This is a genomic window from Pseudomonas sp. TUM22785, from assembly GCF_028198105.1.
GTDB classification, from domain to species: domain Bacteria; phylum Pseudomonadota; class Gammaproteobacteria; order Pseudomonadales; family Pseudomonadaceae; genus Metapseudomonas; species Metapseudomonas solani.
The window spans coordinates 873,106-886,666 of record NZ_CP116239.1; the positions used below are offsets into that span (position 1 = coordinate 873,106).

Annotated in this window: 13 protein-coding genes; 2 read left to right on the plus strand and 11 right to left on the minus strand. The window is 67.4% G+C overall.

Features of this window, described 5'->3' with window-relative positions; translation table 11 throughout:
- Positions 1-69: 69 nt before the first annotated feature.
- The 11 genes from PI990_RS04105 to PI990_RS04155 form a co-directional block, all read right to left on the minus strand.
- Positions 70-753, minus strand: a complete 684-nt coding sequence (locus PI990_RS04105) for an SDR family oxidoreductase (protein WP_271659895.1) — start codon at positions 751-753, stop codon at positions 70-72.
- Positions 754-894: 141 nt separating this feature from the next.
- Entirely contained in the window at positions 895-1,821 is a 927-nt protein-coding gene (locus tag PI990_RS04110) for an ABC transporter permease (protein WP_271659896.1), read from the minus strand.
- On the minus strand, positions 1,812-2,204 hold the full coding sequence (locus PI990_RS04115; protein ID WP_271659897.1) for a hypothetical protein: 393 nt from the start codon (positions 2,202-2,204) through the stop codon (positions 1,812-1,814). The genes PI990_RS04110 and PI990_RS04115 overlap by 10 nt, the downstream gene beginning before the upstream one ends.
- Positions 2,201-3,304 carry an ABC transporter permease gene (locus tag PI990_RS04120; RefSeq protein WP_271659898.1) on the minus strand — a complete coding sequence of 368 codons (1,104 nt, stop codon included), beginning with the start codon at positions 3,302-3,304 and terminating at the stop codon, positions 2,201-2,203. Before PI990_RS04120 ends, PI990_RS04115 begins: the two co-directional genes overlap by 4 nt.
- A gap of 16 nt (positions 3,305-3,320) precedes the next feature.
- Positions 3,321-4,859, minus strand: a complete 1,539-nt coding sequence (locus PI990_RS04125) for an ABC transporter ATP-binding protein (RefSeq protein WP_271659899.1) — start codon at positions 4,857-4,859, stop codon at positions 3,321-3,323.
- A 732-nt stretch (positions 4,860-5,591) separates the two neighbouring features.
- The gene (locus tag PI990_RS04130; RefSeq protein WP_271659900.1) at positions 5,592-6,425 is read right to left on the minus strand and encodes a nucleoside-binding protein; all 834 of its coding nucleotides are present in this window, start codon (positions 6,423-6,425) and stop codon (positions 5,592-5,594) included.
- A 278-nt stretch (positions 6,426-6,703) separates the two neighbouring features.
- On the minus strand, positions 6,704-7,663 hold the full coding sequence (locus tag PI990_RS04135) for a LysR family transcriptional regulator (RefSeq protein WP_271659901.1): 960 nt from the start codon (positions 7,661-7,663) through the stop codon (positions 6,704-6,706).
- On the minus strand, positions 7,660-8,259 hold the full coding sequence (locus PI990_RS04140; RefSeq protein ID WP_043243758.1) for an IMPACT family protein: 600 nt from the start codon (positions 8,257-8,259) through the stop codon (positions 7,660-7,662). Before PI990_RS04140 ends, PI990_RS04135 begins: the two co-directional genes overlap by 4 nt.
- The gene (locus tag PI990_RS04145; RefSeq protein ID WP_021216784.1) at positions 8,259-8,930 is read right to left on the minus strand and encodes a TetR/AcrR family transcriptional regulator; all 672 of its coding nucleotides are present in this window, start codon (positions 8,928-8,930) and stop codon (positions 8,259-8,261) included. Before PI990_RS04145 ends, PI990_RS04140 begins: the two co-directional genes overlap by 1 nt.
- Before the next feature lie 186 nt (positions 8,931-9,116).
- Positions 9,117-10,493, minus strand: a complete 1,377-nt coding sequence (locus tag PI990_RS04150) for a uracil-xanthine permease family protein (RefSeq protein WP_271659902.1) — start codon at positions 10,491-10,493, stop codon at positions 9,117-9,119.
- 355 nt (positions 10,494-10,848) lie between these two features.
- Positions 10,849-11,769, minus strand: coding sequence for a LysR family transcriptional regulator (locus PI990_RS04155; protein WP_021216782.1), 921 nt, complete (start codon positions 11,767-11,769; stop codon positions 10,849-10,851).
- A 130-nt stretch (positions 11,770-11,899) separates the two neighbouring features.
- On the opposite strand from PI990_RS04155, the gene PI990_RS04160 reads away from it, so the two are divergent.
- Both PI990_RS04160 and PI990_RS04165 read left to right on the plus strand, forming a co-directional pair.
- A complete protein-coding gene (locus PI990_RS04160; RefSeq protein ID WP_031286809.1) occupies positions 11,900-13,246 on the plus strand; it encodes an aspartate aminotransferase family protein in 1,347 nt (448 codons plus the stop codon).
- Positions 13,246-13,533: a cupin domain-containing protein gene (locus PI990_RS04165; RefSeq protein ID WP_043243760.1), complete on the plus strand. Its 288-nt coding sequence runs from the start codon at positions 13,246-13,248 to the stop codon at positions 13,531-13,533. The genes PI990_RS04160 and PI990_RS04165 overlap by 1 nt, the downstream gene beginning before the upstream one ends.
- Positions 13,534-13,561: the final 28 nt, after the last annotated feature.

Sequence of the window (13,561 nt, forward strand, 5' to 3'; positions counted from 1 at the left end):
GCAGGCGTTGCGCACCATCCGCGAGCGCGGATGGTGCACGGCGAGCGCTGCCCGCCGCCTGCTGGTGCGTCACCAGGGAATGGTCTGGCCCTGGTAGTCGATGTAGTGATGGCCACCGCGACCGGCGAAGGCTTCGATCTGCTGCACCAGGCCCTGGACGCTGGTGGCGACGTCGATCTCGGCTGACTCGCCGCCCATGTCGGTCTTCACCCAGCCCGGGTGCAGGCTCAGCACCGTGGGCGACGCGTCGCCCCATTCGGCCACCAGGCTGCGGGTCAGGGTGTTCAGCGCGGCCTTGCTGGCGCGGTACAGCGCCAGGCCGCCGGCGTCGTTGCCGGCCACGCTGCCCAGTATCGAACTCATGAAGGCCAGGGTGCCGCCGGGCAGCAGGTTGTCGCGCAGGCGCTGGGCCAGGCGGATGGGCGCCACGGCGTTGGTGAGGAACAGCTGGGCGATCTCGGCCTCGGTGGCCTGCACCGCGGACTGGTGCGCCGGGCCGTAGACCCCGGCGTTGACCAGGATGAGGTCGAAGGTGCGGCCGTCCAGCTCACCGGCCAGGGTCTCCAGGCCGGCGACGCTGTCCAGGTCCAGGGTTTTCACCTCGACGCCCTCCAGCGCGGCCAGGTCGCCGGCGCCCTGAGGGTTGCGCACGGTGGCGGTGACCTGCCAGCCGGCGGCCTGCAGTTGCTTGACCAGGCCCAGGCCGATGCCCCGGGAGGCGCCGATGATCAATGCGGTTTGTGTGCTGCTCATGTGCGGTCCTCTGCATGTGAAGACCGGCAAGAGTAGCCGTTTATTGAGTGCGTGTGCCTGGGCTTCCCGGACTGAAGTCCGGGCTACGCTTCGCACGGCCCAACCCTGTAGCCCGGGCTTCAGCCCGGGAGTGTTGTCAGGTCAGTGCCCACCCTTCCACGGCTGGCCCAGGGACACGGGGGCGAACAGGCGGGTGCGCACGGCATCGCGGGAGAGCAGCACCAGCACCAGGATGGTCGCCACATAGGGCAGCATCGCCAGCAGGTTGGCCGGGATGGCCAGGCCGACGCCCTGGGCCACCAGGTGGAGGATGCTGGCCAGGCCGAAGAGGTAGGCGCCGAGCAGCACGCGGAACACCCGCCAGCTGGCGAACACCACCAGGGCGAGGGCGATCCAGCCGCGCCCGGCGGTCATGTTCTCCGCCCACATCGGCGTGTACGCCAGGGACAGGTAGGCCCCGGCCATGCCCGCCATGGCCCCGCCGAAAAGCACCGCCAGGGTGCGCACGCGCAGCACCGGCAGGCCCATGGCGCTGGCCGCGTCGGGGTTCTCGCCCACGGCCTGGAGCACCAGGCCGATGCGGCTCTTGAGCAGCGCCCAGGCGATGAACGCGAACAGCGCGAAGGACAGGTAGACCATCAGGTCCTGGCTGAACAGCATCTTGCCCAGCAGCGGAATGCCGCTGAGCAGCGGGATGGCCACCGGCTCGAAACCGGACAGCGGCTTGCCCACCCAGGCGGCGCCGACAAAGGACGACAGGCCGATGCCGAAGATGGTCAGCGCCAGGCCCGTGGCCACCTGGTTGGCGTTGCAGCCCAGGGCCACCAGGGCGAACAGGGCGGACAGCAGCATGCCGGCGGCCATCGCCAGCAGCACGCCGAGCCACAGGTTGCCGGTGCTGATGGCGGCGATGAAGCCCACCACCGCACCGAACAGCATCATCCCTTCCTGGCCGAGGTTGAGCACGCCGCTCTTCTCGCACACCAGCTCGCCCAGGGCGACCAGCAGCAGCGGCGTGCCGCAGCGGACCATGGCGTAGAGGATGTTGGTCAGCAGATCTAGATCCATGGGGAAACCTCGGTTTTGTAGCGGGAAGCTGGAAGCTCGAAGCTGGAAGAAAAGGCGCCGTTCATGTCTGTTGCACCGTCTTCAAGCTTCCGGCTCTCGGCTTCCAGCTCAACGCAAAGCGTGGCCGGTACAGAATCAGCACGTCGCAGGTGAGCAGGAGGAACAGCACCAGTTTTGTAGCGAGAAGCTTGAAGCTGGAAGCTGGATGAAAAAGCGTCGTTCATGTCGATTGCACCGTCTTCAAGCTTCCGGCTCTCGGCTTCCAGCTCAACGCAAATCGTGGCCGGTACAGAATCAGCACGTCGCAGGTGAGCAGGAGGGACAGCACTGGTTTTGTAGCGGGAAGCCGGAAGCTCGAAGCTGGAAGAAAAAGCGTCGTTCATGTCGGCTGCACCGTCTTCAAGCTTCCGGCTTTCGGCTTCCAGCTCCACGCCAAGCGTGGCCGATACAGAATCAGCACGTCGCAGGCGAGCAGGAAGAACAGCATCATTCCCTGGAACAGCTGGGTGATGGATTGCGGCAGGTTGAGGGCCATCTGCGCGTTCTCGCCGCCGAGGAACAGCAGTGCCATCAGCAGCCCGGCGACGAGGATGCCGAAGGGGTTGAGGCGGCCGAGGAAGGCCACGGTGATGGCCGCGTAGCCGTAGCCCGGCGACACCTGCGGCACCAGTTGGCCGATGGGGCCGGTGACCTCGCCGACGCCGGCCAGGCCCGCCAGGCCGCCGCTGACCAACAGCGCCAGCCACACCAGGCGCTTCTCGCGGAAGCCGACGAAGCCGGCGGCGCGCTTGTCCAGGCCCAGCACCTTGATCTGGAAGCCGAGGAAGCTCTTGTGCAGCAGCACCCACACCGCCACCAGGGCGAACAGGGCGAAGTACAGGCCGATGTGCAGGCGCAGGTCCTCGACCACCGGCGGCAGGCGCGAGGCATCGCCGAACATGGCCGACTCGGGGAAGTTGAAGCCTGCCGGGTCCTTCAGCGGGCCGTGCACCGCATAGAGCAGCAGGTTCAGGGCCACGTAGTTGAGCATGATGGTGGTGAGGATCTCGTTGGCGTTGAAGCGCGTGCGCAACCAGGCCGCCAGGCCACCCCAGGCGGCACCGGCGAGCATGCCGGCGGCCAGCACCAGGGCCAGGGCCCAGCGGCTTTCCCAGTCGATGATGTGCACCGCCACGGCGCTGCCGGCCAGGGCGCCCAGCAGCAGCTGGCCTTCGGCGCCGATGTTCCAGATGCGCGCCTGGTAGGCCACCGCCAGGCCCAGGGCGCAGAGCAGGATGGGCAGCGCCTTCACCAGCAGCTCGGAGATTCCGTAGAGGTCGCTGATGGGCGCCACCAGCAGGGCGTGCAGGGTTTCCAGCGGGTCATGGCCGAGGGCGACGAACAGCGCCGAGCCACAGGCCAGGGTCAGCAGGCCGGCCAGCACCGGGGACAGCAGGAGCATCGCGCGCGACTGCTGCGTGCGGGGTTCCAGGGATAGCAACATGAAAGGCTCCGGGCGCTCAGGCGGCTTGGGTCGAATCGAACTGGCCGGCCATCCAGCGGCCGACCTCCTGCGGGCTGGTGGCGACCACGGGCTTGAGCGCCGACAGCTCGCCGCTGCACAGGGCGCCGATGCGGTCGCTGATCTGGAACAGCTCGTCGAGGTCTTCGGAGATCACCAGGATCGCCGCGCCGGCATCGCGCAGGGCGATCAGCGCGCGGTGGATGGCGGCGGCGGCCCCTACGTCCACGCCCCAGGTGGGGTGGGCGGCCACCAGCAGCTTGGGTTGCTGGAGGATCTCGCGGCCGAGGATGAACTTCTGCAGGTTGCCGCCGGAAAGGCTGCGGGCGGCGGTGTGGGCGTCCGGGGTCTTCACCGCGAAGCGCTGGATGATCTCGTTGGCGAAGGCCAGCACCTGGCCGCGGCGGATCATGCCCCGGCTCAGCAGCCCGCGCTGGAAGCCGGTGAGCAGGGCGTTGTCGGCCAGGCTCATGTCCGGCACCGCGCCATGGCCCAGGCGCTCGGCAGGGACGAAGGCCAGGCCGCGGGCGCGGCGGGCGTCCGGCGGCAACTGGCCCACCGGCTGGCCGGCGAAGCGGATGGCACCGGCCTGGGCGGCGGGCAGGCGGCGCTCGCCGGAGAGCAGGGCGAGCAGCTCGTCCTGGCCATTTCCGGCGACCCCGGCGATGCCGACGATCTCGCCGCTGCGCACATCGAGGCCGAGGTGCTTCAGCGACATGCCGAACGGGTCCGGGTTGTACCAGTCGAGCCCCTGCAAACTGAGGAAGGGCGCGCCGCCGCTGGCCTTGGGGTAGCTGGCGGCCAGGCCTTCGGCATCACCCACCATCAGCCGTGCCAATTCCAGGTCGCTGCATTCGGCCGGCACGCAGTGGCCGGACACGCGGCCGCCCCGCAGCACCGTGGCGCTCTGGCAGAGGGCGCGCACTTCGCCCAGCTTGTGGCTGATGAAGAGGATGCTGCAGCCCTCGGCAGCCAGGCGGCGCAGGGTGACGAACAGCTCGTCGGCCTCCTGCGGGGTGAGCACCGAGGTGGGCTCGTCGAGAATCAACAGGCGAATGTCCTGCATCAGGCAGCGGACGATCTCCACCCGCTGGCGCTCGCCGATGGACAGCGCGTGCACCAGGCGCCCGGGCTCCAGGGCCATGCCATAGCGCTGGGACACCTCGCGGATGCGCGGCTCCAGTTGTTTGGGTGTGCCGGCCTCGCGGCCCAGGGCCAGGGCGATGTTCTCGGCCACGGTGAGGGTTTCGAACAGGGAGAAGTGCTGGAACACCATGCCGATGCCCAGGGCGCGGGCCTGGGCCGGGTCGCGCACGCGCAGCGCCTCGCCCTGCCAGCGGATCTCGCCGGCATCCGGCTGTACCACGCCGTAGATGATCTTCATCAGCGTGCTCTTGCCGGCGCCGTTCTCGCCTAGCAGGGCGTGGATCTCGCCGGGCTCGATGCGCAGATCGACGCGGTCGTTGGCCAGGCAGCCGGGGTAGCGCTTGGTGATGCCGAGCATCTCCAGGCGCGGTGGGGGAGTGGGGCTGTTCATCGTGGTCTTTCCCGGAAAGAGAGCTGGCCAGACAAAGCAAAAAGCTGGCCACCGGGTCAGGAAGGCCCGTGCGGGCTCGCGTGGCTGGGCGAAGCGGGGAAAACGCAGCCGTCGATGGGCATTGCCGGGGCATTTTCCTGCACGCTTTCGGGGCGCCGTGGCTCCCGATGGCGCAGCGGCTATTGGACGAATTTCGACCACCGCCCCGCAGCGCCCGTGGGCACTGGCGCGGAGAAGTTGTTCCCAAGGTTATCCACAGGAATGTCCACGGCCCGTGTGGACAATGGCGGTGCACCGCGCCGGTATCCCGGCGCCCGGGTTTCTGGCAGGTGAAAATAAAGCTAGACCCTTCAGGTGCTTACACGGTAGACACGGGGCCCCGCGCGCACTGGTCACGAAACGAGCAGCCCCGGCGAAGCGGCGGCCGGCGGCGCCCCGAGCAATTGCTCAAAAGGTTATCCACAGGCTTGTCCACGCTTTATGTGGGTGGTTCCAAGGCGGATTCCGGACACCCCCGTAGGTTGGCGCCAAGCGCAGCGCGGCCCAACGTTGTGGGGATAAGGGAAGTGGCGGTGTGGATGGCTGAGACACCGCACGGTGGACCGGTGAAGCGGGGTCCACCCTACGAAGTCTCGTGCCTCAGGGAAGCCGGTAGCCCGGGCTTCAGCCCGGGAGCAGGGGGTAGTCGTGTCGCGGGGGAGGGCCCGGCACCGGGTGGCGCCGGGCGGCGGGTCAGAAGCTGAATTCCATGTTCAGGGTCGGGGTGGAGGTGCGGCTGCCACGGCCGCCGTCGACGCCGAACTTGTTGTGCCAGTACTCGTAGCCAACGCCGAACCAGAGGTTGGGCTTGATGTTCTTGCCCGGGCGCGCGGCGACCATCAGCGAGGTGCGCATCAGCGTCTCGGCGGCGGTGTCCTTGTTGTTGTAGTCCTCGCCCTTCTCGCCCACGTGGTTGATATAGCCCTGGAACTTGGCGGCGTGGTCGCCGACCTGGAAGGGGCGCAGCCAGGTGAGGTTGAGGTTGTAGGTGCCGTCGAAGGTCATCTCCTCGTGGCGCGCGCCGGGGATGCCGGTCTGGTTGCGCTCGCGGTAGTAGAGCAGGCTCAGGTCGAGCACGCCGACGGTGTTGAACTTGAGGGTCGGGCCGAACACGATGGCGCTCTTGTTGGAGGAGGCGCGGTTGTTGTTGCGGTTGACGTCGAAGCCGGCGGTGAAGGCGTAGTCCTTGATCAGGCCGTCGCCCTGTTTCTGGTCGAACACCCGCGAAGCGAACAGCTGGTGGCGGTACACCGCGTAGACCTCGCTGCCACCGTGGTCGGTGCCCTTGCGCGGGTCGCGGTTGTCGGAGAGGAAGACGTCGAGGTTGAAGAAGTTGCTGCCGTACTGGTACCCGCTGGCGTGGGTGAAGCTGTAGATGCGCTTGGCGAATTTGTTCGGGTTGTTCGGGTTGGTGAACTGCTGGCCGTAGCGGAAGCCGACGCTGTTGTTCATCCATTCCAGTGCGGCCGCTTCGCCGGCCGAGAAGAGGGCGAGAGCGACCGTGGCTCCCTGCAGTGCTTTTTTCATTGTTATGGGCTCCTGTTCCTGAGTTCTCGATGCCTTGGCTCGGGCATCGAGGGGCGCAGTATCAGCACATCCGGATTGATCACCAAAGAACAGAATGTAGAGCATCCCGATGCCGATTCGGCATCACGCGGTTGACTCAAAAGTCAGTATTTTCAGGGCTTTAGCGGGATTGTGTACAAACCGCAAAAGCCGATGGCTCTAGCGCGCGGGCTGCAGCAGGGCGCCCCGTCCAGAGCCTCGACAGGGACAGTCATGAAAAAGATAGACGGGAATGCGGCCTACGGCCGGTTGCCGGGGGCACTGCGGGGTGGTGGCCGCTCTTCGCGCTCACGCAGGGTGATTTCCTCGGTCAGCTGGCGTGCCAGTGCATCCACCGCCACGGGCAGGTAGCGGCCGCCGCGCACGTAGAGGCCGAGGTCGTTGAAGATGCCGCCGTTGTCGGTCAGCGGCAGGTGCACCAGGTCGCCGGCCTCGAGGTCGGCCTCGATGCCGATGCGGGTCTGGAAGGCCACGCCCATGCCGCGTTTCACCAGTTGCCGGGCCAGCTCCACCGAGCTGCTTTCCAGCGCCGGCTTGCCGGGCAGGTTGAGGCGTTTCTGCAGCGGGCCGAGCAGGTGGTGGATGGACAGTTCCTGCTTGGCCAGGATCAGCCCGTGCTCGGCGCAGGTGGCGAAGCTCACCTCGTGCAGCGAGGCCAGCGCATGCCCGCGCGGCACGATGGCGCCGAGACGGAAGTGGCCGACGCTGAGCTGTTGCAGCTCGGCGCTGCGGGGCAGGAAGAAGGCCAGGCCGAGGTCGGCGGCGCCACTCAGCACCGCCTCGGGGATGGCCTGGGAGCCCATGGCGGTGACGCCGATGGTGACCCGTGGGTAGCGCTCGTGCATGGCCTTGAGCACCCGGGGCAGCAGGTCGATGGTCACCCCTTCGACGGTGGCGATCTCCACGTGGCCGGTGCGCAGGCCCTGCATGGCATCCAGCTCCGAGCGCACCCGCTCGACGTCCTGCAGCACCACGGTGATGTGGCGGGTGAGGATCTCCCCGGCCGGGGTCAGGCGCAGGCCGGCGGGCAGGCGGTCGAACAGCGGCGCGCCGATCTCGTCCTCCAGCTTGAGGATCTGCCGGTTCACCGCCGAGGAGGCGACGTTGAGCCGGCGCGCCGCCTCGCGGATGGAGTTGCAGCGGCGCACCATGTCGAAATAGTGGATGGCCGGCGAGTGGATGCGCAGCTTGCCGGTCATGGCGTGTCGTCCTCGATGGCGGCGAGCTGGCTGCGCCCACGGCTGATGTCGCCGAGCAGGCGTTGCAGCGGTTCCCGCTGGGCCTCCGGCAGGGCCAGGTGCAGCCAGGCGCCTTCGGCGTCGTAGTCCTCGCCTTCGAGCTGCGCCTGGAGGTCGGCCAGGCGTGCCTTGAACAGCGCCAGTTCGGCGAACGCCAGGTGGCAGCGGAAGCGCGACAGGCGCAGCAATGGCAGGCGCTCGCCGCCTTGCAGGCACTTGGCGGCGCTGCCGCCGTAGGCGCGGGCGAGGCCGCCGGTGCCGAGCTGGATGCCGCCGTACCAACGGATCACCACTACCGCGACCTGGTCCATGTCCTGGCCCTCGATGGCCGCGAGCATGGGGCGCCCGGCGGTGCCGCCGGGTTCGCCGTCGTCGCTGAAACGGTATTGGTTACCCACCTTCCAGGCCCAGCAGTTGTGCGAGGCGGCGGGGTCGCTGGCGCCGGCGATGAAGGCTTGCGCCTCGGCCGCGCTGGTGACCGGCGCGGCGAGGGCGATGAAGCGGCTCTTGCGGATTTCCTCGCGGTATTCGCAGGGCGCGGCAAGGGTGAAGGGCATCAGCTGGCGGGTGTCGGCGGGGTCAGGCCGCAGCCCTTGAGGATGATGTGGGTGAGGCTCTGCGCGGCCACTTCGAAGTCGTCCTTGGTCAGGCGCTTGCGCCCGCTGACGCGGCAGATCTGCGAGCCGAAGTCGGCGTAGTGCTGGGTGCTGCCCCAGAGCAGGAAGATCAGGTGCGTGGGGTCGATCGGGTCCAGCTTGCCGGCGGCGATCCAGGCTTCGAACACCCCCGCGCGGCCCTTGAACCAGTCGCGGTAGTCCTGATCGAAATACTTCTCCAGGCAGGCACCGCCGCTGATCACTTCCATGGCGAAGATCTTCGAGGCCAGGGGGAAGCGCCGCGAGAATTCCAGCTTGGCGCGGATGTAGCGGGCCAGCGCCTCGGCGGGGTCGTCGTCCACGGTCAGGGTGTTGAAGGTGCTGTCCCACAGTTCGAGGATGTTGCTTAGCACCGCCACGTACAACCCCAGCTTGTTGCTGAAGTAGTAGTGCAGGTTGGCCTTGGGCAGCCCGGCACGCACGGCGATGGTGTTCATGCTGGTGCCTTTGAAACCGTGCTTGGCGAACTCTTCCTCGGCAGCAGCGAGAATGGTCTCTTCGTTCTTCTGGCGGATGCGGCCGGCAGGCTTGCCGGTGGAGCTGGGGCTATGGGCGGGGACCAGGACAGTCATAGGTCATCCAGAGGGGTCAGGAAGCGGGCGAATGCACTGATAACCCAAGCGCGGGGCGGTCGACAAGCCAAAACTGTTGCGGCGGTCAGGTTATCCACAGGTTTTGTCGGGCCTGCACCATGATGGGTCGGTTTTTTCGTGCCGTGCACCGCGCCAGGCACCGCCCCGGGCCTGGCGCGGCGTGGTTCAGGCGCGTTCGGCGGCACCATCCGTCCGGTTGGCGCGTTTCTCTTCCGGTAGCACCAGGCTCAGGACGATGGCGGTGATGCCGCCGCAGGTGATGGCCGAGTCGAACAGGTTCTGCACCAGCTGCGGCATCTGGTGCAGCAGGGTCGGCTGCGCAGCGATGCCCAGGCCGACGCCGAAGGAACCGGCGATCACCAGCAGGCTGCGGCGGTCCAGCGGCGCCTGGGCGAGGATGCGGATGCCCGCCGCCGCCACGCTGCCGAACATCACCAGGGTGGCGCCGCCCAATACCGGCTTGGGGATCTGCTGCAGCACCGCGCCGATCAGCGGGAACAGGCCGAGCACGAACAGCACGGCGCCGATGTACAGGCCGACATGGCGGCTGGCGACGCCGGTGAGCTGAATCACCCCGTTGTTCTGGGCGAAGGTGGTGTTGGGGAAGGCGCTGAAGGTGGCCGCCAGCATGCAGCTGACGCCATCGCCGAGCACGCCGCCCTTGAGCCGCGCCTCGTATTCCGGGCCCTTGAACGGCTTGCGCGAGATCATGCAGTTGGCGGTCAGGTCGCCCACGGTCTCGATGGTGCTGATGAGGTAGATCAGCGCCACCGGAATGAAGGCTGTCCAGTCGAAGCTGAAGCCGAACCTGAAGGGCAGCGGCACGCTCACCAGGGGCAGGTCGGGCAGCGCCTGGGGCACCAGCTTGCCGCTGAAGAAGGCGGCCACGCTGCCCACGGCCAGGCCGATGAGGATGGACGACAGGCGCACCCAGGGGTTGCTCGAGCGGTTCAGCAGGATGATGGTCGCCAGCACCAGGCCGCCCAGGGCCAGGTTGCCCGGCGCGCCGAAGTCCGGGGCCTTGAAGCCGCCGCCGATATCGGTGATGCCGACCTTGATCAGGCTGACGCCGATCAGGGTGATGACGATGCCGGTGACCAGCGGGGTGATGACCCGGCGCAGGTGGCCGATGAAGCGGCTGAGCACGATCTGCACGAAGGCGCCGAAGAAGCACACGCCGAAGATCATCGCCAGGATGTCCTCCGGGCTGCCGCCACGGCTCTTCACCAGGAAGCCCGCCGACAGCACCGCACCGAGGAAGGCGAAGCTGGTGCCTTGCAGGCAGATCATCCCCGCGCCGATGCCGAATGGGCGCCGCGCCTGGAGGAAGGTGCCGACGCCGGAGACCATCAGCGCCATGCTGATCAGGTAGGGCAGGTGCGCCCCCAACCCCAGCGCGCCACCGATCACCAGCGGCGGGGTGATGATGCCGACGAAGCTGGCCAGCACATGCTGCAGCGCGGCGCAGAACGCCAGCAGCGGTTTCGGCTTGTCGTCCAGGCCGTAGATGAGTTCGGAGTTGCGTTCTTCTTCAGCGTGCATGCTGGCCTCGGCAGGTTGGGGCGGCGAACCGGAGCGGCTCGCCGGGGCAGATGCCGGGCTATTGCAAAAAATTGACCAGGTGCGCAGGTTTTTTCGCTTTCCACCCTGCAAGACCCAGGGTTGGCGGGCGCTACGGGATAGGCGTATGGGCTGCGCTAGGTATGACCGAAGGGTTTCTCCTGCACCAAATCGGGGTCGCCCGCTTCATTGCTGGGCGTTCGGTGACGCTCATTCTCTCCTACGATTCAGTCCAGAGCGCGGCTTCGTAGGGTGGACCACGCTTCACCGGTCCACCAGGCGGAGTGGAAGGGGAGCTCAAGCGCTCCGCCAGCCCGTCATCCCCCGCGAACACGCCTTAGCCCGTTGCCGCCAATGCCTCCAGGAAACTCTCCAGCACCAGGTGCGGGCGGCGGCCCTTGCGGGTCACGGTGGCGAGGCTGAGGTCGTAGAAGCGCTTGCTGGGCTTGAGCGCGCGCAGGCGGCCCTGCTGCACCCAGAAGGTGGCGTAGTGGTCCGGCAAATAGCCGATGTAGCGCCCGGTGAGAATAAGGAAGGCCATGCCCTCGCGGTCGGAGGCGCTCGCGGTGCAATGCAGCGCCTGGTAGTGGGCCTGGATATCGGCCGGCAGGCGGAAGGTGGGGGCAATGGCCTCCTGCTCGTTGAGGCGGGCATCGCTGAGCTGGGCATCGTCGGCGTAGAACAGCGGATGGCCCACGGCGCAGTACAGCAGCGAGCGCTCGTCGTACAGCGGCTGGTACTCCAGGCCCGACAGCGCCACCGTCTGCGGCACCACGCCCACGTGCACGCGGCCGTCGAGCACGCCCTGTTCCACCTCGCTGGGCGGGGTCATGCGGATGTTGATCACCACGTCCGGCCCGCGCTCCTTCAGGCGCGACAGGGCATGGGTGATGCGCATGTGCGGCAGGGTCACCAGGTTGTCGGTGAGGCCGATGTTCAACTCGCCGCGCAGGTGCAGGTGCAGGCCGTTGACCTCGGTACGGAAGCTCTCCAGGGCGCTGAGCAGTTGCAGCGACGACTGGTACACCTCGCGCCCCTCCTCGGTCAGGGCGAAGCCGGCGCGGCCGCGCTGGCACAGGCGCAGGCCGAGGCGCTGCTCCAGGTCGCTCATCTGCTGGCTGATGGCCGAGCGACCGATGCCCAGCACGCTCTCGGCGGCGGAGAAGCCACCGCACTCGACGACGCTGCGGAAGATGCGCAGCAGGCGGATATCGAAGTCGCTGACCTGGGCCAGTGCTTCCGGGCGACGGGTGCTCATCAGTTTAGTAGTCCGTGACCTGAAGATATGAAAAGTTGAATTTTCATGACTTTATGCCCGTGGCAATGTCGACTGCAAGAACCACCGGGTTCTCCCCCACAACCCACGCCCCATCGCGAGGCAGACAAGAATGAACATGCCGCAGACCGCCACCCCCTCCCTGGCCAGCCAACTGAAGCTGGACGCCCACTGGATGCCGTTCTCCGCCAACCGCAACTTCCAGCGTGACCCGCGTCTGATCGTGGCCGCCGAAGGCAGCTGGCTGATCGACGACCAGGGCCGTCGCATCTACGACAGCCTGTCGGGCCTGTGGACCTGCGGCGCCGGTCACTCGCGCAAGGAAATCCAGGAAGCCGTGGCCAAGCAGCTCGGCACCCTCGACTACTCCCCGGGCTTCCAGTACGGCCACCCGCTGTCGTTCAAGCTGGCCGAGAAGATCGTCGAGATGATGCCCGGCGAGCTGAACCACGTGTTCTTCACCGGCTCGGGCTCCGAGTGCGCCGACACCGCGGTGAAGATGGCCCGCGCCTACTGGCGCCTGAAAGGCCAGGCCACCAAGACCAAGCTGATCGGCCGCGCCCGTGGCTACCACGGCGTGAACATCGCCGGCACCAGCCTTGGCGGCATCAACGGCAACCGCAAGATGTACGGCCAGCTGATGGACGTCGACCACCTTCCGCACACCCTGCAACCGGGCCTGGCCTTCACCAAGGGCATGGCCGAGACCGGCGGCGTGGAACTGGCCAACGAGCTGCTGAAGCTGATCGAACTGCATGACGCGTCGAACATCGCCGCCGTGATCGTCGAGCCCATGGCCGGCTCCGCTGGCGCCCTGGTGCCGCCGGTGGGCTACCTGCAGCGCCTGCGCGAAATCTGCGACGCCAACAACATCCTGCTGATCTTCGACGAAGTCATCACCGCCTTCGGCCGCATGGGCAAGAACACCGGCGCCGAGTTCTTCGGCGTGACCCCGGACATCATGAACGTGGCCAAGCAGATCACCAACGGCGCCATCCCCATGGGCGCAGTGATCGCCAGCCGCGAGATCTACCAGACCTTCATGAACCAGGCGACGCCCGAATACGCCGTCGAATTCACCCACGGCTACACCTACTCCGCCCACCCGGTCGCCTGCGCCGCCGGCCTCGCCGCCCTGGAGCTGCTGGAGAAGGAAAACCTCATCCAGCAGGCCGCCGACCTGGCCCCGCACTTCGAGAAGGCCATCCACGGCCTGAAGGGCGCCAAGCACGTGGTCGACATCCGCAACTGCGGCCTCGCCGGTGCCCTGCAACTGGCCCCCCGTGACGGCGACGCCATCGTCCGCCCGTTCGAAGCCGGCATGGCCCTGTGGAAGGCTGGCTTCTACGTTCGCTTCGGTGGCGACACCCTGCAGTTCGGGCCGACCTTCAACGCCAAGCCGGAAGAACTCGACCGCGTGTTCGACGCCGTCGGCCAGGCCCTGCAAGGCATCAACTGATGAGCGCACGCCCCCAGGCCGTGCCCACCGTGCAGGTGGACAACGCCGAAGTCATCGTCACCGAGTGGCGCTTTGCCCCCGGTGCCGAGACCGGTCGCCACCTGCACGGCCACGATTACGTGGTAGTGCCCATGACCGGCGGCACCCTGCTGCTGGAAACCCCGGAGGGCGAGAAACGCGCGCCCCTGGTGGCCGGGCAGAGCTACTTCCGCAAGGCCGGCGTCGAGCACAATGTGATCAACGCCAGCGACCACGAAATCGTCTTCATCGAAACCGAAATCAAATGACGTCCACCCTCTCCCCGTGAGGAGAGGG